The following is a 23,808-nucleotide window of genomic DNA, read 5'->3' as shown; positions in this document are numbered from 1 at the left end:
CTCCTCGTCGTGTGCCATGGTCCGTTCGTGGACCGCTAGATGTGACCGTTCACATTGCCTCATCATCGTGCACCCTCGCCGCCCGCGTGTCAATCGAGGCGGGGCGCCGTTATCGGCCTGTTATGGAGAGGTCACCCGGCGCGCGCCTGAGAGGTCACCGGGTCAGCCGAGAGGTCACCGCGCGCGCAGCGGTGCGGGCGCGGTGGACTCCCGCACGACCACCCGGGGAACGACGTCGGATGCCTCCACCGGCATGTCCTCGCCCTCCGCAGCGGGGGCGCCGATCGCATCCAGCAGGGCCCGCACCGCCCGCTCCCCCAGCCCGGTGAAGTTCTGGTGCACGGTCGTCAGCGGCGGCCAGCCGTGACGGGCGAGCGGGATGTCGTCGAAGCCGACGACGCTCAGCTGGCGTGGCAGATCGAGTCCGGCGTCGCGGAACCCGTGCAGGAGCCCGAGGGCCATCGCGTCGTTCGCGGCGAAGACGGCGGTGAAATCCAGCCGGCGCGACAGCTCCATCGCGGCGCGATAGCCGAAGTCGCCCGTCCAGTCGCCGAGGATCGGCGGCCGGGTCGGGAGGTCGGCGTCGGAGAGGGCGTGCAAGTAGCCGCGCATGCGGCTCTCCGCCTCGATCCAGTCCTGCGGACCGGCGACGTGCAGGATCTCGACATGACCGAGCGAGATCAGGTGCTCGGTGATCAGGCGCGCGCCGTGCACCTGGTCTTCGGCGATCTCGGCGATGCCGCGCTCGGCCGAATGCAGCCCGAGGTACGGCACGTCGACATCGAGCTCGGCAAGCACATCGAACACCCGCACCTGCGGCGCGTGCACGATGAGGCCCTCGACCGACTGCCGGCGCAGGTGCTCCACCGCGGCGCGGATCGTCTCGGGGCGCGTGTCGCTGATGTAGGCGGAGGTGACCCAGTAGCCGCGCTCGCGGGCGGCGTCCTCGAGCGCCGCGAGGCTCGAGGTCGGCCCGTACTCGCCGCGCGAGCCGAGCACCACGCCGAGCGTGCGCGACCGGCTCGTGACGAGCGCCCGCGCCGCCTGGTTCGGACGGTAGCGGAGCTCGGCCATGGCATCCAGGACCCGTTGCTTGGTCGCCGGGCGGATCGACGGATGCCCGTTGAGCACCCGCGAGACGGTCTGATACGAGACGTCGGCGGCCCGCGCGACATCGCGGATGCTCGCGGTGCGCGTGCGCTCCTCGCCTGCCGTCACGGTGCCCTCGCCTTCGATGTGCACGTTCACATTACCGCCGGCGCGGGCGTCACGCGCGGGCGCGCCGACGGCGGCGCATCACGACGACGACCGCGCACAGCGCGAGGGTCGCGACGCCCCAGACGGCGGACGCGGGCGGCAGCACGCGGTACGCGAGGTGCTGCGCCGTCCACTCCGCGCTCAGCGGGCCGTACGCCGCGAGCCCGAGGGCCCACGCAGCGATGAGCACGACCGGCAGCGACACCCACCACGCACGACGCACCCACGAGGGCAGCACCCGCTCGACGGATGCCTCGCGCCGCCGCGCGAGCCACCACACGCCGTAGCCGGCGAGGATCACGAGCGCGATGACGCTCGATCCGTGCTGCACCCACTTGTAGCCCGGCAGCGGACCCCAGTCATCCGCGAGGGCGGGGATCAGCCGCACGCCCCAGCGGCCCTCGTGCGTGAACGCGTCCCACGCGATGTGCGAAAGCACCCCGAGGACGAGCGAGACGATCATCAGGAGCGCGGCGACGGCGATCGGCGAGCGCGCACGGTCGCCGCCGATCGTCCGCCAGACGGCGGCGCCGGTGGCATCCCACTCCGGCGGCAGGCGGCGCGCCAGCGCGTCCGGCGAGAGCTCGCGCCCCGCGGGGCGCAGGAGCGCGTACCAGAGGGCGAGGAGTCCCGCCGCGAGCACCGTCGACAGCAGCACGTTCGTGTGCGTCGCCTGATAGCTGAGCGGCGTGCCGCGCAGGAACAGCGGCAGGTCGGGGGTCATCGCCCCGACGGCGATGGCGGCCGGCAGCAGCGGCGTGCGCACGAACGGCAGCGCCACGACGGCGTGGCTCGGGGTGAAGGGCACGGGCGCAGGTCAGACGACGAAGAGGCCGGCGAGGGTCTTCTTCCCGCGGCGGAGCACCGAGACCCCGCCGGGCAGCGATCCAGTCACGACCGCATCCTCGTCCTCGACCTTCGCCCCGTCGAGCGAGACGCCGCCCTGGGCGATCGCGCGACGCGCCTCGGACAGACTCGCGACGAGACCCGTGTCGACGAGCGCCTGGACGACGGAGCTGCCCGCGGCGACCTCGGCGTTCGGCAGCTCGTCCAGGGCGCTGCGGAGCGTCGCGGCGTCGAGGGCGGACAGGTCTCCCTGACCGAAGAGCGCGTCGGATGCCGCGATGACGGCCTCCGCCGCCTCCGCGCCGTGCACGAACGTCGTCACCTCGCGCGCGAGGCGCTTCTGCGCAGCACGGCGGAACGGCTCGGCCTCGACCAGCGCCTCGTACTCCTCGATCTCGGCGCGGGTGAGGAACGTGAAGATCTTCAGGCGCTCGATCACGTCGGCGTCGGCGGTCGACAGCCAGAACTGGTACATCCGGTACGGGCTGCACATCGTGGCATCCAGCCAGATTGCATTGCCCTCGCTCTTGCCGAACTTCGTGCCGTCGCTGTTGGTGATCAGCGGCGTACCGATCGCGTGCACCGACCGACCCTCGACGCGGTGGATCAGGTCGGTGCCGCTCGTGAGGTTTCCCCACTGGTCGGACCCGCCGGTCTGCAGCACACAGTCGTACTGGCGGTAGAGCTCGAGGTAGTCCATGCCCTGCAGGATCTGGTAGCTGAACTCGGTGTAGCTGATGCCGGCCTCGGAGTTCAGGCGCGCCGCGACGGCGTCCTTCTTCAGCATCGTGCCGACGCGGTAGTGCTTGCCGATCTCGCGGAGGAAGTCGATCGCCGACAGCGGCGCCGTCCAGTCGAGGTTGTTGACCATGCGGGCGGCGTTCTCGCCCTGGAAGCTCAGGAACCGCTCCACCTGGGAGCGGAGGTACCCGACCCACTCGGCGACGGTGTCCTTCGTGTTGAGCGTGCGCTCGGCGGTCGGACGCGGATCGCCGATGAGGCCCGTCGACCCGCCGACGAGTCCGAGCGGGCGGTGTCCGGCCAGCTGCAGTCGGCGCATCGTGAGCAGCTGCACGAGGTTGCCCAGGTGCAGGCTCGGCGCCGTCGGGTCGAAGCCGCAGTAATACGTGATCGGCTCACCGGCGAGGAGCTCGCGGAGCGACTCCTGATCGGTGGACACGTGCACGAGGCCACGCCAGACGATCTCGTCCCAGACGTTCTCGAACGTGGGGTCGTTGGCGGGCGTCAGTGCGCGCACGGGCGCGTTCACGACGGTTTCAGACACGCGCCCAGGCTACCAGCGCCGGTTCGGGCGACCTGACTGTCGCGTGTGCCCTGGGTCGAGTCCCGGGTCGTGCCCCCGCTCGTGCCCCCGCTCGTGTCCCCGGGCCGGTGTCGGGCGTCCGTGCCAGACTGGCCGCGTGGATGCCGCCGCTGCCGACCTGCTCGTCACGACCGTTGTGGCGATCTTCCTTTTCCTGGCGCTGTGCGCCGCCCTCGCGCTCGTCACCGTCTCGGTGCGCCGCCCGCGCGGCACCGCTCTGCTCGTGGCGAGCGGCATCGTGGTCCTCTGCCTCGTGCTGGTCGCCGTGCTGCCGTGGCACGTGCCGGCGCTGTACGGCGCGGTCCTCGCCCTGCTCGCCGTCGCGCTGGCCACATTCGGAGGCAACCCCGTCGCGCGGTGGGTGCTCACCGTCGCCGACGGCGGGCGCAGCGCCGAGGGCCCGCGCGGAGGCATCCTCGTCGAGCTCATGGGCGAACCGCCCGCTCCGCCGCGCCAGGAGGAGATCCTGCGCGGCGGCGCCACGATCGGCTACCTCGAGCGGCTCGCCGCGGCGCTCGGCATCGTCGCGGGTTTCCCCGCGGTGATCGCGGTGCTCGTCGCGCTGAAGGGCATCGGCCGATTCACCGAGCTCGCGACCCCCGCCGCGCGTGAGCGGTTCATCGTGGGCACGCTCGCGAGCCTGCTGTGGGCGTGCGCGGTCTCGGCGATCGTGCCGTTGGCGCTGCGCTGACCGGTCAGAGCGCCTCCTGCAGTTGCCGCGCGCCCTCGACGAGCGCGCCGACCCCCGCGGCGGCGAGCGCCTGCGACACCGCCGACTGGGTGATGCCCTCGGCGCGCGCGAGCTCTTTCTGCGTCTGCCCGAGCAGGCGCCCGTACGCCAGTCGGCGCGTGCGCTCGCTCATCGCGCTCACCAGTTGGTCGCGGGCGAGCAGGTAGGCGTTGGAGAGCCGAAGGGATGCCTCGTCCTCCCCCTCGGCCGCGACGATCCAGGTGCGTGCGCCGGGGATCGTCCGCTCCTGCAGCGCGTGCACCGTCTCGACCGCCTCGCGGGCCGCCCACCATGCGGGGCCTTCGGTCAGATCGCCGGCCCGCGACGGCACGACACCCGAGGCGCCGACGCCGAGTCCGTAGCGGCACTCCACGCCGTCGGGCAGCGCGAGGCGCACGAGCAGGAGCGAGAGCATCGCGGCCGCGAGCGTGGGGTAGCTCCCCTGCAGCTCGTCGCCCACGACGGGCAGGAGCGGCCGGGTCGCGAGCGGCGCATCGCGCTCGACCCGTTCGATCACGGCGTCGATCGCGCGCTGCGCGGCCGCACGATCGTCGAGCGTGCGCGAGCCGACGATGTCGGCGATGACCGCCACCTCGGTGGCGGGCGCTTCCGTCACCGTCGTGTTCGTCGCTTCTTTTCGCGCCTGCATACAGATAAGACTAAGGCTTATTTTTCGGTAAGAGAAGCTAATAGCTGATATTCGCTGGATATAAGCTCGCGGGCGCCGGGACGCAGCATCGTGGTGTCACCCCGTGGCGCCGCCCCGCGAGGCTCAGAGACCGAGCGCGTGCGCGGCGGTCTGGGCGCGCGCCGTCAGCTCCGCGCGCTGCTCGGTGACGCGGACCCCCGCCGTGCCGCCCCCGCCGGTGCGGCTCGCGACCGATCCCTCGATCGAGAGCACCTCGCGGACGGCGGGCGTCAGCAGCGGCGACACCGACGCCAGCAGCGCGTCGTCGGCATCCTCCAGACCGATCCCCCGCTCCTCGCAGGCCCGCACGAGCGATCCGGACACCTCGTGCGCGTCGCGGAACGGCACGCCCTGCTTCACGAGCCACTCGGCGACGTCGGTCGCGAGGGAGAAGCCGGCCGGCGCGAGCTCCGCCAGCCGCACGGTGTCGAAGCGGAGCGTCGCCACCATGCCCGCGAATGCCGGCAGCACGACCTCGAGGGTCGCGATCGAGTCGAAGACGGGCTCCTTGTCCTCCTGCAGATCGCGGTTGTAGGCGAGCGGCAGCGCCTTCAGCGTCGCGAGCAGACCCGACAGGTTGCCGATGAGCCGGCCGGCCTTGCCGCGCGCGAGCTCGGCGATGTCGGGGTTCTTCTTCTGCGGCATGATGCTCGACCCCGTCGAATACCCGTCGTCGAGCGTGACGAAGCCGAACTCTCGCGTGTTCCAGATGATGATGTCCTCGGCGAAGCGGGACAGATCGACCCCGATCATCGCCGCGATGAACGCGAACTCGGCCACGACGTCGCGGGCGCTCGTGCCGTCGAGGGAGTTCTCCGCCGGGCGCGCAAGACCCAGCCGATCGGCGACGAGCTGCGGGTCGAGGCCCAGCGTGGCGCCGGCGAGGGCCCCGCCGCCGTAGGGCGAGACGGACGCGCGCACCGACCAGTCGCGCAGGCGCTCGAGGTCGCGTACCAGCGGCCACGCGTGCGCCTGCAGGTGGTGGGCGAGCAGGATGGGCTGCGCGTGCTGCAGGTGGGTGCGCCCGGGCATGATGGCCTCCGGGTGCGCCTCGGCCTGTGCGACGATCGCGTCGATCAGGCGAAGGACGTCGCGCGCGATGACGCGCGCGTGGTCGAGCAGGTAGAGGCGCACGAGCGTGGCGATCTGATCGTTGCGGCTGCGCCCGGCGCGGAGCTTTCCGCCGAGCTCGGCGCCGACCTCGGCGATCAGCGCCGCCTCGAGCGCGCCGTGCACGTCTTCGTCGGAGTCGGCGGCGACGAGCGACCCGTCGGCGACGGCCGCCGCCAGCGCGTCGAGGCCGGCGTGCATCCGCTCCTCCTCGTCCGCCGTGAGATACCCCGCCGCCGCGAGGGCGGCGGCGTGGGCGTGCGAGCCGGCGAGGTCGTACGGGACGAGCACCCAGTCGAAGTGCGTCGACCGGCTGAGCGCAGCGAGCTCGGGCGAGGGACCGGACGCGAATCGCGCACCCCACAGCGCACCCTCGTTGGTCCCGTGGGATGCGCCGTGCGGCGCGGCGGGCTCGGGTGAAGCGGAGGGTGCGGTCGAGTCGGTCACCCGCACAGCCTACCGAGGCATCCGTGGGTCATCTCGTCCGGCACCGGCCGCCCGAGGCGCCGCGATCCGTCGCCATCGCACCGGGGTGACGACAGGTTCCAGCACCTCGGCGCGCGCGCCACCGCGCCGTCAGCGGGGCACGAGCAGCCGAGTGAGCGTCGCGACGATCCGCTCGAGCGGGCCGCGACCCCACAGCAGCGCCCACGCCGTGCACGCGAGGATCGTGCCGAGGGCGAAGGGCCAGAACGGGTCGAGCGCGCGGAAGCCGCCGAGGTCGCCCGTGTCGCCGAGCACCGCCGCCGCCCAGAGAGCCCACACGCAGAGCTGCCCGACGTACGCGGTCAACGGCATCGACCCGACCGCGCGCAGCGGCAGCAGCACCGCGGAGACGGGCGTGCGGCACACGAGCACGCACGCGCCGAGGGTCGCCAGCGCTCCCCCGCCCGACCCGATGATCTCCCAGAGTCCGCCCGAGTGCGCGGCATCCGTCAGCACCGTCTGCAGGCAGCCGCCGAGCGAGCCGCCCTCGGGCGCCGCGGCCAGGGCACGGGTGGTGACCGACGCGCCGATCCCGGCGACCACGACGGCGGCGAGGCCGCCGAGGAGCAGACCCAGATCCGTCCGGACCGATCGAAGGTCGCTGCGCCCGGCCGCCATGCCCGCGAGGAGGAACGCGGCCCAGAGCGGGAACGGATAGTGCCAGCCGACGAGTGCGGCGAGATCCGACCCCGACTCGCCCTGCCAGATCGGCAGCGCGTCGAGCACGGGCTGCACCCACGGCATGACGACGGCGAGCGCGGCCGCCGTGATCCAGAGGGTCGGCGTGCGCAGCGTCAGCAGCGTCGCCCCGAACAGGAACAGCAGCGCGTAGGCCGGGAGGATCACGTACACCGGCACGCCCGTCGCGATCAGCGCCGCGCCCAGCAGCCAGATGAGCACCGCGCGCACCACGAGCCGGCGCCGGGTGAGCGAGAGCGCAGGGCCGGTCTGGGGGCGCGTGCCTCCTGAGCCGGGCTCCGCGCTCAGGAGCGCGATCGATACGCCCGCGAGCGTCGCGAAGAGGATCGACGACCGCCCGTTCGCGATGTCGATCCAGGTCTCCGGGCGGGTCGGGTCGAAGCTCTCGATCGTGAGCAGGTGCGCGGCGAGCATGCCGAGCACCGCGAGCCCGCGCGCGAGGTCGACCCCCTGCACGCGCGCGGGCGCGTTCAGGGCGGCGACCCCGACCGGTCTCACTGCTGGCGCAGCAACCAGACGAGCAACGCCTTCTGCGCGTGCAGCCGGTTCTCGGCCTCGTCCCAGACCACCGACTGCGGACCGTCGATGACCTCGGCATCCACTTCGTATCCGCGATCGGCGGGCAGGCAGTGGATGAAGATGGCATCGGATGCCGCGTGGCCCATCGTCTCGGTCGTCACCTTGTACGGGCCGAGGTCGCGCAGGCGTGCCGACTTCTCCTCCTCCTTGCCCATCGACACCCACGTGTCGGTGACCATGACGTCGGCGCCGGCGGCGGCCTCGTCGGGATCGGTGTAGAGCGTGACCGAGCCGCCGGTCGTGGCGGCGATGCGCTCGGCGTCGGCGACGACGTCGGCGCGCGGCGCGTAGGCCTCGGGCGACGCGACCCGCACGTGCATGCCGGCGGTGACTCCGGCGAGCACGTACGAGTGGCCCATGTTGGACGTGCCGTCACCGAAGAACGTGAGGGTGAGGCCCTTCAGCTCCCCCTTGTGCTCCCGGATCGTGAGGAGGTCGGCGAGCAGCTGGCACGGGTGGAAGTCGTCGCTCAGCGCGTTGATCACGGGCACGGTCGTGCCGCGCGCCATCTCCTCGAGCCCCGCCTGCGCGTAGGTGCGCCACACGATCGCCGCGACCTGGCGCTCGAGCACCCGCGCCGTGTCGGACGGGGTCTCCTTGCCGCCGAGCTGGCTGTTGGCCGTCGAGATGATGAGCGGCGACCCGCCGAGGTCGGCGATGCCGACGGCGAACGACACCCGGGTGCGGGTCGAGCTCTTGTCGAAGATCACCGCGACGGTCTGCGGGCCCTCGAGGGGCTTCAGCTTCCAGCGGTCCTTCTTCAGCGAGACCGCGAGATCGAGGATCTCGGCCTGCTCGGCCGGGCTCAGGTCGTCGTCGCGGAGCAGGTGGCGGGTCATGCGGAAACCTCCGAGGGGTGGGTGTCATCGAGCAGCAGAGCGTCGCCGACGGTCGCGAGCGCGCGGGCGAACAGGGTGGCGAACTCGTCGACCTCGACATCGCCGATGACGAGCGGCGGCGCGAGGCGGATGGTCAGGTCGTTGGCGGCGTTCACGATCAGTCCGTGCTCCTGCGCCGCCGCGACGACCGCGCCGGCGACCGGATGCCGGAGCGCCACACCGATGAGCAGGCCCTGACCGCGCGTGCCCTCGACGAGCGGCGAGTCGATCGCCGCGATCGCCGCGCGGATGCGCTCGCCCTGCGCCGTGGCGTTCTCGAGCAGGTCGGCGCGCTCGATCTCGCCGAGCACCGCGGATGCCACGGCCGTGCCGAGCGCGTTGCCGCCGAACGTCGAGCCGTGGGTGCCCGGGTAGAAGAGCTCCCCCGCCGCGCCAAACGTGATGAGGGCGCCGATCGGGAAGCCGCTGCCGATGCCCTTGGCGACCGTGATCGCGTTGGGGGTGATGCCCGCGTGCTGGAACGCGAACCACTCCCCGGTGCGGCCGGCGCCGGTCTGGATCTCGTCGACGATCAGCAGAGCGCCGTGGCGCGCCGTGATCTCGCGCGCCGCCTCGAGGTAGCCCTCGGGAAGCGGCATGACCCCCGCCTCGCCCTTGATGGGCTCGACGAACAGTGCCGCGACACGGTCATCCATCGCCTCTTCGAGCGCCTCGATCGTCGAGTCGAGGAACTCGACGCCCGGCGTCATCGGCAGGAAGGGCTCCTGCATCGACGGCTTGCCGGTGAGGGCGAGGGTGCCCATCGTGCGCCCGTGGAACGCGTTCTTCAGCGCGAGGATCCGCGGGCGGGGCGCCTGTCCCTCCGACCCTCGACCGTGCAGCCGGGCGAGCTTGAACGCGGCCTCGTTGGCCTCGGCGCCGGAGTTGCCGAAATACACGCGCCCCTCGGGTCCCGTGCCGGCGAGGCGCTTGAGCTGGGCCGCCAGGGCGAGCTGCGGCGGTGTCGCGAAGTAGTTCGACACGTGTGCGAGGGTCGCCGCCTGGCGCGAGACCGCCTCGACGAACACCGGATGCGCGTGCCCGAGCGAGACCACCGCGATGCCCGCGAGGAAGTCGAGGTAGCGCCGTCCGGCTCCGTCCCACAGGTAGGCGCCCTCGCCGCGCACGATGAGGGCGAGCCGATCGCCGACGTTGCGGGTCAGGTCGCGCGACGCGTCGTCCTGCCACGGCGCCGCCGGATTCTCCTGTGCGCTCTGCGCGTGTGCGCTGGTCACTGCGCCACCACCTCTGTTCCGATTCCCTGTTCTGTGAAGACCTCCACCAGCACCGAGTGCGGCTGGCGTCCGTCGATGATCGCGGCCGTGTCGACGCCGCCGTCCACGGCATCCAGACACGCCTGCATCTTCGGGATCATGCCCGATTCGAGCCGCGGCAGCATCGCGCGAAGCTCCGCCGCCGTCAGGTGCGAGACGAGCGAGTCGCGGTTCGGCCAGTCGGCGTAGAGGCCCGCGACGTCGGTGAGCACGACGAGCTTCGCCGCGCCGAGCGCGACAGCGAGCGCGGACGCCGCGGCGTCGGCGTTGACGTTGAGCGAATGCCCCGGATTGTCGTGGTCGGGGGCGATGGAGGACACCACCGGGATGCGCCCCGCCGCGAGCTGATCGAGGACCGGCTGCGGGTCGACCGCCACCACGTCGCCGACGGCGCCGAGGTCGTGCTCGGTGCCGTCGATGACGACGCCCCGGCGACGCCCACGGAAGAGCCCCGCGTCCTCGCCGGAGAGGCCCGTCGCGAACGGCCCATAGGCGTTGATCCGGGCGACCAGCTGCGGGTTCACCTGCCCGGTCAGCACCATGCGCACGACGCTCATCGCCTCGGTCGAGGTGACGCGGTAGCCGCCCTTGAACTCGCTCGGGATCGACAGCCGGTCGAGCATCTGCGAGATCTGCGGTCCCCCGCCGTGCACGACGACGGGCTTGACCCCGACGAAGCGCAGGTAGGCGATGTCCTGCGCGAAGGCATCCTGCAGCTCCTCGGACACCATCGCGTTGCCGCCGTACTTGATGACGATGATCTGGTCGCGGAAGCGCTGCAGCCAGGGCAGCGACTCGATGAGCACGGCTGCCTTCTCGGCGGCCTGCTCGGGCGTCGTGTGCTGGATCTTCTCCGGCGTGGCCTCGCTCGTGTTCTCGCTCATGAGCTGTACGCGCTGTTCTCGTGGACGTAGTCGTGCGTCAGGTCGTTCGTGAGGATCGTCGCGGAGGCGTCCCCCGCCTGGAGGTCGATGAGCACGTCGGTCGCGCGGGGCGTCAGGTCGACCTCCTCGCGGGGACGGTCGGGCGCTCCCGCACTGCACAGGCGCACGCCGTTGAAGCTCACGTCGACCGCGTAGGGGTCGAAGGATGCCTGGGTGGTGCCGATCGCGGCGAGCACGCGCCCCCAGTTGGGGTCGTTGCCGAAGATCGCCGTTTTGAAGAGGTTGTTGCGGGCGACGGAGCGGCCCACCTCGACCGCATCGGCCTCGGAGACGGCGCCGACGACGCGGATCGTGATGTCGTGGCTCGCGCCCTCGGCGTCGCGCTGCAGCTGAGCGGCCAGGTCGAGGCAGACCTCGGTGAGCGCCGCGCCGAAGGCGGCGGGGTCGGGGGTGATCCCGGATGCCCCGCTGACCAGGAGTGTCACCTGGTCGTTCGTCGACATGCAGCCGTCGGAGTCGAGCCGGTCGAAACTCACGCGCGTCGCCGCGCGCAGGTGCGCGTCGGCCTCGGCGGCGTCGAGCACGGCGTCGGTCGTGAGGACGACGAGCATGGTCGCGAGGCCCGGCGCGAGCATGCCGGCGCCCTTCGCCATCGCGCCGATCGTCCAGCCGTCGCCGGTGTGCGTGCTCGTCTTGGGCACGGTGTCGGTCGTCATGATCGCGCGCGCGGCGCTCTCGCCGCCGTCCGCGGAGAGCTGCGAGATCGCGTCTTCGGTGCCCGTGAGCACCTTGGCGCGGAACGTCTCGTCGCCCGTCCCGATGAGCCCGGTGGAGCAGACGAGCACGTCGCCGGGGCTGATGCCCAGCAGCTCCGCGGCCTTCTCGGCGGTCTGGTGCGTCGTCTGGAAGCCGAAGCTGCCCGTAAAGCAGTTCGCGCCGCCGGAGTTCAGCACGATCGCCTCGACCACGCCGTCGGCGATCGCCTGCTGCGACCACAGGATCGGGTTCGCCTTCGCGCGGTTGCTCGTGAAGACGGCGGCCCCGACGGCGAGCGGGCCGCGATTGACGACGACGGCGACGTCGGGCTCGCCGGTGGACTTGAGGCCCACGGCGACCCCCGCCGCCTCGAACCCTGCGGGCGCGGTCACTCCCTGCGCAGACGTGGCGGTCACGGGGCGACTCCGTTCACGGTCAGGCCCCGGTCCTCGGGGAGGCCGAGGGCGATGTTCATCGACTGGATGGCGGCACCCGCGGTGCCCTTCACGAGGTTGTCGACCGCGGCGACCACGACGACGCGGTTCGCGGAGCGGTCGATCGCGAGGCCGAGAAGGGCCGTGTTCGCGCCGAGCACGTCGGCGGTGCGCGGGAACTGCCCCTCGGGCAGCAGCTGCACGAAGCTCTCGTCGCCGTAGGCCGACTGCCAGCCATCCCGGATCTGCGCGTCGGTCACGCCCGCCGCGATCGGCGCCGACGAGGCGGCGAGGATGCCCCGCGCCATCGGCACGATCACCGGCGTGAACGAGATCCGCACGTCGGGCGTCACCCCCGCCGACGCGCCGGCCGCGGCCAGCGCCTGCTGGATCTCGGGGATATGGCGATGCGTGCCGCCGACGGCATACGGGTTCGCCGAGCCGAGGATCTCGGCGGCGAGGAGGTTCGTCTTGAGGCTCTTGCCGGCCCCCGACGGGCCGACGGCGAGCACGCTCACGATGTCGGACGGGTCGATGACGCCCGCGGCGACGCCGGGCGCGAGGCTCAGCGACACCGTCGAGGCGTTGCAGCCGGGCGCCGCGATCCGGCTGGCCCCGGCGAGCGCGGCGCGGCCGCCGGGGAGCTCGGGGACGCCGTAGACCCACGGGTCGTGGAAGTCGCCGCCGTAGAACTGCGCCCAGGCATCCGCCGACGTCAGCCGGTGATCGGCGCCGGCGTCGATGACGAGCGGCGTGCCGGCGAGCGCGTCGGTGTACTGCCCCGACTGGCCGTGCGGCAGCGCGAGGAAGACGATGTCGTGCCCGGCGAGCACCTCGGGGGTGGTCGGCTGGAGCGTGAGATGCGCGAGCGAGCGCAGATGCGGCTGGTGCACGGCGAGCGGGTCGCCGGCGTTGCTGTGCGCGGTGACGGTGGTGATCTCGATGTCGGGATGGGCGGCGAGCAGGCGCAGGATCTCGCCACCCGCATAGCCGGAGGCGCCGGAGACGGCGACCGAATAGGTCATTTCTCAACCTTATTGTCTGTGGGCTCGGGGCCGGAGACGGCGACTCCCACTGCTCGACCCGGCGACGGGGAGCATGCGGGGTCGCCTACAGTCGGCGGCCGCGGAGGTCGAGACGTCGGGGCGCGCGGAACACCGTCGAGACGGTGAGCGGGTCGGCCACGAGCATGCCGCGACCCTACCGCCCGCGCCCGCAGGGCCGCAAATCCGTGTCGGGAGCCTCGGGGTGGGTCGGGACGGTCCGGCCGTCGCGGCGGCGTTCGGGCGGACTTCTGCACTCGGGAGGACCGCGGGCCCCGATTCACCCTCCCGCGTGCAGATCTCCTCCCGAACGCAGGGCCGCGATGAGGGCGAGCTCGTCCTCGCGCGTGATTCCGGCGCTCCGTGCCCGGTCGAGCCCGCGCGCCCGCTCGTCTTCGAGAGTCCGCACGAGCGTCTCCCGCAGTGGACGCAGGGCACCGCCCAGCATCCGGTAGACGGCGTTCGAGCGCGTCGCGAAGCCCGGCATGTCGTCGGGCAGCCACAGCGGGAGGGAGCGCGGTCCCATCCAGTGCTGCACGCCCTGCGCGGCGAGCCAGTCGGGGGCGGCCGGGACGACCTCGGCGGTGTGTCCGGATGCCTCGCGTGCGGCCGCGAGCACCGCGGGAAGCGGCGACGGATCCCCGACCGCGTTGACCGTGCCGCTGAAGCCTGCGGCGCCGAGGGCGGCGACGAACGCTGCCAGATCGTCGACGTCGATGACCTGCACGCGCACGACTGGTGCGTCCGGCACGAGCACGGCACCGCCCTCGGCGAGCGCGAAGCGCGACACCCAATACCCGAAGCGATCGGTGGGGTCGCCGGGCCCCCCGATGAGACCCGGCCGGACGATCGCCGTGCGGTGCGGCAAGGCGGCGCGCACGGCCGCCTCGCATGCCGCCTTCGCCCGGGCGTAGTCGCCGTCGTCGCCGAGCGCGGCGGGTTCGACGAGCGATGCCCCCTCGTCGGCGCCCTCCTCGTTGTTCGCGGCGTACACCGAGACGCTCGAGACGTACGTGAGGTGCCGCGTGTCGCCGGCGAGCGCTGCAGCCGCGGCGGCGACGTGGGTGCTCCGTGACGAGACCTCGACGACCTCGTCCCAGTCCCGACCCCGCACGGCGTCGTACGCCTCCGGTTCATCCCGGTCGGCGACGACGAGCCGGGCGCCGTATGGAACCGGCCGGGTGCCGCGCGCGAGGCACGTGACGGATGCCCCGGCATCCATCCACCGCTCGGCGATGCGGCCGCTGAGCCAGCCGGTTCCGCCGAGGATCAGCACGTCGGTCATGACGACCCTCAGCCGACCGGGAACGCCTTGATGCGCTGCAGCAGGTCGGGCGCCGTGCGCTCGAGGGTGCGCCCGCCGATCAGCACGCCCGCGACGGTGACGACGGCGCCGCCGAGAACTCCCACGGCGAGGGCGGCGACGCCGACGGCGGGGTCGCCGCCGACCATGCCCATGATCCCGACGATGAGCGCGGGCGCAGCGAGGAGGCCGCAGGCGCCGAGCACCACGAAGACGAGGAGCCCGCTGACGAAGGTCTGTCCGGGCACCGTCTTGAACGGGCTGTCGCCCGGCGCGGCGACCGGAGTGACGATGAGCGCCGACGAGACCGCCGTCACCCCGTATCCGGCCAGCAGCAGACCGAGGGCTGCGCCGAGGATCGCAGGGAGGGTCGACGCGTGACCGCCGATCATCGCCGTGATCACCGCGATCGCGATCGTGAGCGGAACGCCGACGCAGGCGGCGCCGAGAATGCGGCCCCACCGGTCCTGCCGCCCGCGGATGCCGCTCGAGAGCACCGAGGCGAACGCCGTGCCGTCGTAGGAGATGTCGCTGTACCCGGCGATGCACAGCACGAACGCGACGAAGATCGGCGACGCCGCGAACATGAACCCGTCGACGCCGCCGGTGAAGGCGAAGAGGATCGGGAACAGCGGCGCCACGATCAGCTGCCGCAGGTAGCGAGGGTCGCGCAGCCAGCCGGTCAGCGAGCGCGCCCACGTCGCGCCGACGCCGCCCGTGGGCATGACGCCGAACAGGCCCAGTCGCCCGGGCCGCACCGAGCGCGTCGTCTGCCGCGGCGGCGACACCGTGGCGCGGGTGAGCGCCGCGTGCCACGCCGCCCACAGCACGGCGACGGTCGCGGCGGCGATCACGAACTTCAGCGCCGCCGTGACGTACGACCCCGCGGCGACGTCGCCCGGCACGGCCCACGCGGCGCCGAAGGGCGTCCACCCGAGCACGACGGACGCGTGGCCGAACTGTGCGCCGACGTCGCCCGCGTTGGAGAGTGCGGCGACGGCGCCGGTGGCGAGCGGCCCCGCGAAGATGACCGCCACGAGCACGATCGTGCCGACGAGCTCGCGTCCGCGACGGTTGCCGCCGAGCCCGGTGCTGAGGGCGGATGCCAGGCGGCTCGCGATCACGCAGGTGAGCACCGCGAGGGCGATGCAGGGCACGGCCACCAGCGTGGCGAGCGGCGAGCGCACCCAGAGGAGGAGCGTCGCCAGCGCCGCGATCGACGTCGCGATGCCGGGGATGCCGGTGAGCCCGGTCGCGGTGAGGATCGTCATCACCTGACGGGTCGTCAGCGGGAAGGTCGCGAGTTTCGTGGCATCCACCGTCGTGTCGACGCCTGCGATCAGGAGCGGGCCGACGATCCAGCCGAGGAGGAGGGCCGAGCCGCCGAGGATCGCGACGGCGCGCACCGGGGCGAGATCGTCGAGGCGGGAGAGGCCGATCAGCACCGAGACGACGGGTGCGAGGATGCCGAGGGCCCAGATGATGCCGAAGCAGAACCCGACCAGCTGCCAGGGCCGCCGCGCGAGCGTGTTGCCGAGAATGCGGTAGCGGAGCCTCAGGACTGTCGCAACCACGCCGGCCCCTCGCTCGTGTGCCGTCCGCCGACGAGCTCGACGAAACGGTCCTGCAACGACTGCGCGCCGCGCACCTCGTCGACCGTGCCCGCCGCGAGCACCCGGCCGGCGGCGATCACCGCGACGTGGTCGCACATGCGCTGCACGAGGTCCATCGAGTGGCTCGAGACGATCACGGTGCCGCCCGTCGCGGTGTACGAGCGCAGCACGTCTTCGATGTTCGCCGCCGAGACGGGGTCGACCGACTCGAACGGCTCGTCGAGCACGAGCAGGCGCGGCGCGTGCACGAGCGCGCACGCGAGGGCGACCTTCTTCGTCATGCCGGCCGAATAGTCGGCGACGATGACGCCCGCCGCCTCGCGGAGGTCCATCAGGTCGAGCAGGTCGGCCACGCGCGGCGCGATCTGCTCGCGCGGCACCGAGAACATCATCGCCGTGTAAGTGATGAGCTGCTCGCCGGTGAGACGGTCGAACAGCCGCACCCCGTCGGCGAGGTTGCCGATCATCGCCTTCGCCGCGACCGGGTCGGCCCAGACGTCGACGCCGTGCACCCACGCCGTGCCCGCGTCGGGACGCAGCAGCCCCGTCGCCATCGACAGCGTCGTGGTCTTTCCGGCGCCGTTCGGCCCGACGAGGCCGTAGAACGAGGTGGGTGGCACCACCAGGTCGATGCCGGCGACGGCGACCTTGTCGTCGAAGCGCTTGACGAGGCCCGACAGCTGCAGGGCGGGGACGGCGGATGTCTCGATCATCCCCACCGAGCCTAGTCAGCGCACCCCGGGAACGGCAGTGGGGCGGGAACCCCCGCCCCACTGCCGACCGGCGAGCCCGCTACTCGCGCACGGTCGCGCCGAACCGCGCGGCGGCCACGGCGACGCCGGCGAGCTTCGCCTCGGTCGCCTCGGCGGCGGTCAGCGTGCGGTCGTCGGCCCGGAAGCGCAACGCGAACGTGAGGCTCTTCTGCCCCGCCTCGAGGCCCTGCCCGCGATAGTCGTCGACGAGCCGCACCGATTCGAGCAGCTCTCCGGCACCCTCGATGAGCGCGGCCCGCACGTCACCGGCCACGACGTCGTCGCCCACGACGAGCGACACGTCCTGCGTGGCGGCGGGGAATCCCGACAGCGACGCGTCGACCTCCGGCGTCCCGGCGAGCGACAGGACGCCGTCGAGATCGAGCTCGACCACGTACACCCGGCCCGGCAGGTCCGCCGCCGCCGACACGGCGGGCAGCAGCTCGCCGACGTAGCCGACCTCGACGCCCGCCGCCGACAGCACGCCCGTGCGGCCGGGGTGGAGCGCCGCGCGCTGCCCCTGCGCCACCTCGATGCGCACGCCCGCCGCCGCGCCGATCGCCTCGACGGCCGACAGCGCGTCGGCGAGGTCGGCGGCGACGGGCGCGTGTCCGGGGCGCTTGGGCGCGGCGTTCCCCGTCAGCAGCACCGCGACGTGACGCGGCTGCGGCGGGATCGCGGAGGTCAGGGCCGCCAGGGTCTCGTCGTTCGGGCGTTCGCCGAGCGGCGGCACCTCGTCGGTGCCGTAGGCCACCCCCGGCTCGGGGGTGAAGACGAGCCCGGTCTCGAACAGGGCGAGGTCGGTGAACCCGCGGGAGTGGTTGCGGTGCGCGACCTGCAGGAGCCCCGGCACGAGCGAGCGGCGCAGGTACGGCGCCTGACCGTCGAGCGGGTTGGCGAGCTTCACCTGCTCGACGTGCTCGCCCGACGCCGACCCGTGCAGGTCGTTCGCCTCCGAGGTCGTGAACGGGAACGACGGCGTCTCGACGAACCCGGCGGCGGCGAGCGCGTTCGCGACACGGCGACGCCCCTTCTGCAGCGGCGTGAGGCCGCGCCCGGCGCTGACGCCGTGCGGGGTCGGCAGCACCGACGGGATGCGGTCGAGCCCGTGGATGCGCGCCACCTCTTCGGCGAGCGTCCACCGGTCGGTGAGGTCGGGGCGCCATGACGGCGGGATGACCTCCCAGCCCGCGTCCGCGTCCGGAAGCGCCGTGACCTCGCAGCCGATCGTCTCGAGCGCGCCGGTGATCTCGGCATCCGTGTAGTCGACGCCGATCAGGGCCGGCACGAACGCGCGCGGCAGCTCGATCGACGGCACGAACACCTCGCCGTACAGCGCTCCGCCGAGCTCCGCGTCGAGCGTGCCGCCGGCGAGCTCGACCATCAGGTCGGCCACGCGGCGGGCCGCGACGAACGGGATCAGCGGGTCGACGCCGCGCTCGAACCGGCGCGACGCCTCCGAGGGCAGCTTGTGACGCCGCGCGGTGCGCGCGATCGACACGGTGTCGAAGATCGCCGCTTCGATGAGCACGTTGCGCGTGGCATCCGTCATCTCCGTCGTGCCGCCGCCCATCACACCGGCGAGACCGATCGGGCCCGACTCGTCGGTGATGAGCAGGTCTTCGGTCGAGAGCGCGCGCTCCTTGCCGTCGAGGGTCGTGAGCTTCTCCCCCGCGCCGGCGCGGCGCACCGTGATGCCGCCCTGGAGGCGGTCGAGGTCGTAGCCGTGGATCGGGTTGCCGAGCTCGAGCATCACGTAGTTGGTGATGTCGATGAGGATGCCGAGGGAGCGGATGCCCGCAAGCGTGAGCCGTGCGACCATCCACGGCGGGGTCGGACGCGCCGGGTCGACGCCGCGGACGACGCGCACGACGAACTCGCTCGCGCCGACGCGGCCGCGGATCGGGCTCTGGTCGTCGACGGCGAGCGGGAAGCCGCTGCCGGGCTGCACGTCATCCCACTCGTGCGCGGCCGGGTCGCGGAACTCCGCTCCCGTCGCGTGCGCGTATTCGCGGGCGATGCCACGGATCGACAGTGCGTAGCCGCGGTCGGGCGTGACGTTCACGTCGACCGCGACGTCGTCGAGGCCGAGCAGGGCGATCGCGTCCGTCCCCGGCGCCGGGTCGAGGCCGAGTTCGCCGAGGCGCAGGATGCCGGAGTGCTCGTCGCCGAGTCCGAGCTCGCGCGCCGAGGCGATCATGCCGTCCGAGACATGTCCGTAGGTCTTCCGGGCCGAGATCGGGAACGGGCCGGGCAGCACGGCGCCGGGGAGCGAGACGACGACCTTGTCGCCGACGAAGAAGTTCGAGGCGCCGCACACGATGCCGCGCGGCTCCGCCTCGCCGACGTCCACCTGGCACCAGCGGATCGTCTTGCCGTTCTTCTGCGGCTCCTCGTCGAACGAGAGCACCTGGCCGACGACGACGGGGCCGGTCACCTCGAAGGAGAGCGCCTCCTCCTCTTCGAAACCCATCGAGACGAGCGCCGCGAAGATGTCGTCCGTCGTGGCATCCGCCGGGACGTCGACGTACTCACGCAGCCAGGAGAGAGGGACGCGCATCAGACCACCATTCCGAACTGCTCACTGAAGCGCACATCGCCCTCGGCCATGTCGCGCATGTCCTGCACGTCGGAGCGGAACATCAGCGCCCGCTCGACTCCCATCCCGAACGCGAAGCCCGAGTAGACCTCGGGGTCGATCCCGGCCGCGCGCAGCACGTTGGGGTTCACCATGCCGCAGCCGCCCCACTCGATCCAGCGGGCGCCGCCCTTGAACGTCGGATGCCACAGGTCGAGCTCGGCCGACGGCTCGGTGAACGGGAAGTAGTTGGTGCGGAAGCGGGTCTTCGCCTCGGGTCCGAACAGCTGGCGCGCGACGTGGTCGAGCGTGCCCTTGAGGTTCGCCATCGAGATGCCCTTGTCGACGACGAGTCCCTCGAACTGCACGAAGGCGGGCAGGTGCGTCGCGTCGAACTCGTCGGTGCGGTAGACCCGTCCCGGGCACAGCACGTAGATCGGCACCTCGCGCTCGAGCATCGACCGCACCTGCACGGGGCTCGTGTGGGTGCGCAGCACCAGGTGACGCTCGACCGGGTCGACGAAGAACGTGTCCTGCATCTGACGTGCCGGGTGGTCGAGGTCGAAGTTCAGGGCGTCGAAGTTGAACCACTCGTGCTCGAGCTCGGGACCTTCGGCGATCTCCCAGCCCATGCCGACGAACAGGTCGGCGATCTCCTCCTGCAGCAGCGAGACGGGATGCCGCGCACCCACCCGCGCCCGCGGCGCGACGGCCGTGATGTCGATCCGCTCTGCCTCGAGCTGGGCGGCGGCCTCGGCCTCGGCGAGCGCCTCCTCGCGCGCGGCCAGCGCCTGTCCGACGCGTCCGCGCGCCTGCCCCACGAGCTTGCCGAGGGCGGCCTTCTGATCGTTCGGCACGTTGCGCAGCTGCGCGTTCAGCCGGGCGAGGGCGGATGCCTCGCCGGTGTGCGCCGCGCGGGCGGCTTTCAGCTCTGCGGTGCTCGTCGCTGCGGCGATCGCCGCGAGGGCGTCGTCGGCGGCAGCATCCACCGATTCCTGGGTGATCGTGGGCTCGTCAGACACAAGAGCCGAGTCTACCGGCGGGCCCGGTGCCGCACGCTCCCCGACCGGCGGCGGCTCGGCTCCCGCTCGGCGCTGCTCAGCGCGGCCGGCGCCCGAATCCGCCGCCCTCGGCGCCGGATCCCCCGTCGGGCACGTTCTGCAGTCCGATGAGCTGCGTGTCGGTGACGTCGCCGACCGGGTGGTGCATCGGGTCGACGGGTGTCAGCGCGCTGTCCTGCCGCTTCAGGCGCTTCTCGAGCAGGCGGGCGATGTACGACAGCGCGAGGCACAGGGCGACGTAGATCGAGCCGCCGACGATCGCCGCGGGGATGAGGGGCGAGCCGTACACGGCGTTCGAGCCGAGCAGCTTCACGAGGTAGAGCAGCTCGTGGTAAGTGATGATGAAGCCGAGCGCGGTGTCCTTCAGCGTCACGACGAGCTGCGCGACGATGACCGGCATCATCGCCCGGATCGCCTGCGGCAGCAGGACGAACGCCATGACGCCCGACTTGCGGAGCCCGATCGCGTATCCCGCCTCGCTCTGACCGCGCGGCAGCGACTCGACGCCGGCGCGGATCACCTCGGCGAGCACCGAGCCGTTGTAGGCGACGAGGGCGATGACGACCGCCCAGTACGGCTGCATCTTGATGCCGACGACGGGCAGCCCGTAGTAGAGCAGCATCATGAAGATCAGCACCGGGATGGCGCGGAGGATCTCGATGATCCAGCCGACCGGCACCCGGACCCAGGCGTGGTCGGAGAGTCGTCCGAGCGCGAGCAGGAAGCCGAGCACGAGGGCGCCCACCGCGGCCGCGGCGAACGCGGCGAGCGTGTTCAGGGTGGCCTCGCCGAAGAGGGCCCAGATCGAGGAGTAGGTGAACAGCTCCCACTTCTTGGCGGTGAACTGCCCCGTCACCGCGAATCGCCAGATCACCCAGGCGATGCCGGCGAGCACCAGGAGCGCCGTGATCACGGCGAGGATGCGGTTGCGCGCGATCGCCTTCGGCCCGGGCACGTCGTACAGCACGGAACTCATCGCGCGACCCTCCATCTGTTCTCGAAGACCCGTTGCAGCCACGCCAGCAGCAGCACCAGCACGATGAAGATGAGCATCACCCACAGGAGCACGACGAGCTGGTTCTCGCCCTGCTCACTGAGCCACGATCGGATCGACCCGAGGTTCAGCACGGAGAACCCGGCGGCGACGGTCGTGTTCTTCAGCAGCGCGATGAACACGCTCATCATCGGCGGGATCACCGAACGCGTGGCCTGGGGCAGCACGACGAGCGTCATGACCTGGGTGAACGTGAGACCGAGCGCCCGCGCCGCCTCGGCCTGCCCGACGGGAACGGTGTTGATGCCCGAACGGAGCGTCTCGGCGACGTAGGTCGCGGTGTAGACGCCGAGCGCGATCGTCGGCAGCACGATGGGGTCGATGCGTTCGCGCAGCAGGATCGGCACGCAGAACGCGAAGAAGAACATCACCAGCGTCAGCGGGGTGTTGCGGATCCAGCTGACGTAGACGGTGCCCACGGCGCGCGCCACGGGCACCGGCGACACGCGCATCGCCCCGACGATGAGGCCGAGCACGAGGGCGATGAGCCCCCCGCCGAAGAACAGGATGAGCGTCCCCTGGAGTGCCTGGCCCCAGAGATCCAGGTGATCGGTGATGACTCCCATGCCCGGTTCTTCCTGCGTCGTCGTGCGCGCGTGTCGCGTTGGATGTGAGACCGGATGCCGGGGGCGCGGCTCCTCGAGCGCGCCCCCGGCACGAGATCAGTCGACCGGGTCGACCTCGGGCTGCGTGCCCTTGACGCCCGAGGCGCCGAGGTTCTTATCGAAGATCGCCGTCCAGATCTCGCCGCCGTCGGTGAACATCTTGTTGATGAACTCCTGGAAGGCGGTATCGCCCTTGGCGATGCCGACGCCGTAGCGCTCCTCGCTGAACACGTCGCCGACGACCTTCAGCTCGTCGGGGGCCTGCGCGGCGTAGCCGATGAGGATCGCCTCGTCAGTCGTGACCGCGTCGACCTGGCCGTTCTTCAGGTCTTCGACACAGGTGGAGTAGGTGTCGTACTCCTTGGTCTGCGCGGGGGTCTCGTCCTTGATCCGCTGGATCGAGGTCGAGCCGGTCGCCGAGCAGACGATGTCCTCAGCGGTGAGCGAGTCCTTGCCGGTGATCTTGTCGTTGCCGGCGGCGACCATCAGGCCCTGACCGGTGACGAAGTACGGGCCGGCGAAGGAGATCTGCTCCTTGCGCTTGTCGGTGATCGAGTAGGTGCCGACGTAGTAGTCGATGTCGCCGTTCACGATGGCCTGCTCGCGGTTGGCCGACGGGATCGCGGTGAACTCGATCTTGTCCTCGTCGTAGCCGAGCGACGCGGCGATCCAGCGGGCGACGTCCACGTCGAAGCCGGTGCGCTCTCCCGTGGTCGGGTCGAGGTAGCCGAGGCCGGGCTGGTCCTCCTTGACCCCGACCTTCACGACGCCGGCGCTCTTGATGCGGTCGAACGTCGGGCTGCCGTCGATCGTGACGTCGGTCGCGACCGTCCACGGGTTGCCGGCCGCCGAGCTCTCGCCGGCGTCGCCGGTCGAGGTCTCCTCGGCGCCCGGCGTGCCGCTGTTGCAGGCCGTCAGGGCGAGGGCGGCGATGGCGATGCCGGCGAAGGCGCCGACGATTCTGGTGGTGCGCATGTGATCCTCCTGGTTGCGTGTCGTCATTTTGGGGGGCCGCGCCGGTGCAGGGCGCGGGGTCAGTGGGTGATGAGCTTCGAGAGGAAGTCCTTCGCCCGGTCGCTCTTCGGGTTCGTGAAGAAGTCGTCGGGGGCGGCCTCTTCGACGATCTGTCCGTCGGCCATGAACACGACGCGATCGGCGGCCTTGCGGGCGAAGCCCATCTCGTGAGTGACGACGATCATCGTCATCCCGTCCTGCGCGAGACCGACCATGACGTCGAGCACCTCGTTGATCATCTCGGGGTCGAGGGCGCTCGTCGGCTCGTCGAACAGCATGACCTTGGGCTTCATGGCGAGGGCGCGGGCGATCGCGACGCGCTGCTGCTGCCCGCCGGAGAGCTGCGCGGGCAGTTTGGATGCCTGCTGCGCCACCCCGACACGCTCGAGGAGCACCTTGGCCTCCGCCTCGGCATCCGCTTTCTTGAGCTTTTTGACCTTCATCGGTCCGAGGGTCACGTTCTCGAGGATCGTGAGGTGCGAGAAGAGGTTGAACGACTGGAAGACCATGCCGACGTCGGCACGCAGAGCCGCGAGGGCCTTGCCCTCCTCCGGCAGCTTCTTGCCGTCGATCGTGATCGACCCGCTCGTGATCGTCTCGAGCCGGTTGATCGTGCGACACAGCGTCGACTTGCCGGACCCCGACGGACCGATCACCACGACGACCTCGCCGCGGTTGACCGTGAGGTTGATGTCTTTCAGCGCATGGAAGTCGCCGTAATGCTTCTCGACGTCGGTCACGACGACGAGCGGGTCGCCGCGTCGCACGGTGATGTTCGAGGTCGCGGGAGCGGGATCCGGGGTCGCCATGGGGTCAGCCTAGGCAGAGGTCCCCCGCAGA

Annotated in this window: 21 protein-coding genes; 1 reads left to right on the top strand and 20 read right to left on the bottom strand. The window is 71.8% G+C overall.

Translation table 11 applies throughout. The annotated features are described in order from the left end of the window. Nucleotides 1-174 precede the first annotated feature (174 nt). From FHX68_RS00380 to tyrS, 3 genes are read right to left on the bottom strand one after another with little or no spacing between them, the layout of a single operon-like run. Nucleotides 175-1,248 carry a LacI family DNA-binding transcriptional regulator gene (locus FHX68_RS00380; protein WP_141380241.1) on the bottom strand — a complete coding sequence of 358 codons (1,074 nt, stop codon included), beginning with the start codon at nt 1,246-1,248 and terminating at the stop codon, nt 175-177. Nucleotides 1,249-1,267: 19 nt separating this feature from the next. Continuing rightward, nucleotides 1,268-2,065 carry a DUF4184 family protein gene (locus tag FHX68_RS00375; protein WP_141380242.1) on the bottom strand — a complete coding sequence of 266 codons (798 nt, stop codon included), beginning with the start codon at nt 2,063-2,065 and terminating at the stop codon, nt 1,268-1,270. Nucleotides 2,066-2,074: 9 nt separating this feature from the next. Continuing rightward, nucleotides 2,075-3,388 (bottom strand): tyrosine--tRNA ligase, encoded by a 1,314-nt coding sequence (gene tyrS / locus FHX68_RS00370; protein WP_141380243.1) that lies wholly within the window; start codon nt 3,386-3,388, stop codon nt 2,075-2,077. A 136-nt stretch (nt 3,389-3,524) separates the two neighbouring features. Between tyrS and FHX68_RS00365 the strand changes: the two genes are divergently transcribed. Beyond that, nucleotides 3,525-4,118: a hypothetical protein gene (locus tag FHX68_RS00365; RefSeq protein WP_174799107.1), complete on the top strand. Its 594-nt coding sequence runs from the start codon at nt 3,525-3,527 to the stop codon at nt 4,116-4,118. 4 nt (nt 4,119-4,122) lie between these two features. Here FHX68_RS00365 and FHX68_RS00360 read toward each other — a convergent pair whose 3' ends face one another. The 17 genes from FHX68_RS00360 to FHX68_RS00280 all read right to left on the bottom strand — a co-directional run bounded on the left by FHX68_RS00360 (nt 4,123) and on the right by FHX68_RS00280 (nt 23,777). Next, complete coding sequence (locus FHX68_RS00360; protein WP_244926819.1) at nt 4,123-4,773, bottom strand: SatD family protein; 651 nt, start codon at nt 4,771-4,773, stop codon at nt 4,123-4,125. Between the two features lie 156 nt (nt 4,774-4,929). Further along, complete coding sequence (gene argH / locus FHX68_RS00355) at nt 4,930-6,402, bottom strand: argininosuccinate lyase (protein ID WP_373288702.1); 1,473 nt, start codon at nt 6,400-6,402, stop codon at nt 4,930-4,932. 129 nt (nt 6,403-6,531) lie between these two features. Next, complete coding sequence (locus tag FHX68_RS00350; RefSeq protein WP_229661519.1) at nt 6,532-7,638, bottom strand: heparan-alpha-glucosaminide N-acetyltransferase domain-containing protein; 1,107 nt, start codon at nt 7,636-7,638, stop codon at nt 6,532-6,534. After that, nucleotides 7,635-8,558 (bottom strand): ornithine carbamoyltransferase, encoded by a 924-nt coding sequence (gene argF, locus FHX68_RS00345; RefSeq protein ID WP_141380245.1) that lies wholly within the window; start codon nt 8,556-8,558, stop codon nt 7,635-7,637. The genes FHX68_RS00350 and argF overlap by 4 nt, the downstream gene beginning before the upstream one ends. Then, the gene (locus tag FHX68_RS00340) at nt 8,555-9,832 is read right to left on the bottom strand and encodes an acetylornithine transaminase (RefSeq protein WP_141380246.1); all 1,278 of its coding nucleotides are present in this window, start codon (nt 9,830-9,832) and stop codon (nt 8,555-8,557) included. The genes argF and FHX68_RS00340 overlap by 4 nt, the downstream gene beginning before the upstream one ends. Next, nucleotides 9,829-10,755, bottom strand: a complete 927-nt coding sequence (argB, locus tag FHX68_RS00335; protein WP_141380247.1) for an acetylglutamate kinase — start codon at nt 10,753-10,755, stop codon at nt 9,829-9,831. The genes FHX68_RS00340 and argB overlap by 4 nt, the downstream gene beginning before the upstream one ends. Next, nucleotides 10,752-11,927, bottom strand: a complete 1,176-nt coding sequence (gene argJ / locus FHX68_RS00330; RefSeq protein WP_229661520.1) for a bifunctional glutamate N-acetyltransferase/amino-acid acetyltransferase ArgJ — start codon at nt 11,925-11,927, stop codon at nt 10,752-10,754. The genes argB and argJ overlap by 4 nt, the downstream gene beginning before the upstream one ends. After that, nucleotides 11,924-12,970: an N-acetyl-gamma-glutamyl-phosphate reductase gene (argC, locus tag FHX68_RS00325; RefSeq protein WP_141380248.1), complete on the bottom strand. Its 1,047-nt coding sequence runs from the start codon at nt 12,968-12,970 to the stop codon at nt 11,924-11,926. Before argC ends, argJ begins: the two co-directional genes overlap by 4 nt. 298 nt (nt 12,971-13,268) lie before the next feature. After that, nucleotides 13,269-14,273, bottom strand: a complete 1,005-nt coding sequence (locus FHX68_RS00320) for an NAD-dependent epimerase/dehydratase family protein (protein ID WP_141380249.1) — start codon at nt 14,271-14,273, stop codon at nt 13,269-13,271. A gap of 8 nt (nt 14,274-14,281) precedes the next feature. Next, entirely contained in the window at nt 14,282-15,865 is a 1,584-nt protein-coding gene (locus FHX68_RS00315) for a hypothetical protein (RefSeq protein WP_141380250.1), read from the bottom strand. Further along, nucleotides 15,847-16,617, bottom strand: coding sequence for an ABC transporter ATP-binding protein (locus FHX68_RS00310; protein WP_141380251.1), 771 nt, complete (start codon nt 16,615-16,617; stop codon nt 15,847-15,849). Before FHX68_RS00310 ends, FHX68_RS00315 begins: the two co-directional genes overlap by 19 nt. Nucleotides 16,618-16,696: 79 nt before the next feature. Further along, nucleotides 16,697-19,216 (bottom strand): phenylalanine--tRNA ligase subunit beta, encoded by a 2,520-nt coding sequence (gene pheT / locus FHX68_RS00305; protein ID WP_141380252.1) that lies wholly within the window; start codon nt 19,214-19,216, stop codon nt 16,697-16,699. Then, nucleotides 19,216-20,256 (bottom strand): phenylalanine--tRNA ligase subunit alpha, encoded by a 1,041-nt coding sequence (gene pheS / locus FHX68_RS00300; RefSeq protein ID WP_141380253.1) that lies wholly within the window; start codon nt 20,254-20,256, stop codon nt 19,216-19,218. Before pheS ends, pheT begins: the two co-directional genes overlap by 1 nt. Before the next feature lie 76 nt (nt 20,257-20,332). Next, nucleotides 20,333-21,271, bottom strand: a complete 939-nt coding sequence (locus FHX68_RS00295) for an amino acid ABC transporter permease (protein ID WP_170214215.1) — start codon at nt 21,269-21,271, stop codon at nt 20,333-20,335. Further along, on the bottom strand, nt 21,268-21,915 hold the full coding sequence (locus FHX68_RS00290) for an amino acid ABC transporter permease (protein WP_141380254.1): 648 nt from the start codon (nt 21,913-21,915) through the stop codon (nt 21,268-21,270). Before FHX68_RS00290 ends, FHX68_RS00295 begins: the two co-directional genes overlap by 4 nt. A gap of 96 nt (nt 21,916-22,011) precedes the next feature. Then, on the bottom strand, nt 22,012-22,929 hold the full coding sequence (locus tag FHX68_RS00285; protein ID WP_141380255.1) for a glutamate ABC transporter substrate-binding protein: 918 nt from the start codon (nt 22,927-22,929) through the stop codon (nt 22,012-22,014). Between the two features lie 59 nt (nt 22,930-22,988). Then, nucleotides 22,989-23,777 carry an amino acid ABC transporter ATP-binding protein gene (locus tag FHX68_RS00280; RefSeq protein WP_141380256.1) on the bottom strand — a complete coding sequence of 263 codons (789 nt, stop codon included), beginning with the start codon at nt 23,775-23,777 and terminating at the stop codon, nt 22,989-22,991. Nucleotides 23,778-23,808: the final 31 nt, after the last annotated feature.

The organism is Microbacterium lacticum, assembly GCF_006716815.1.
GTDB lineage: Bacteria > Actinomycetota > Actinomycetes > Actinomycetales > Microbacteriaceae > Microbacterium > Microbacterium lacticum.
The sequence above is the reverse complement of the archived record's forward strand: the minus strand, read 5'-3'. Positions and strand labels throughout refer to the sequence as shown.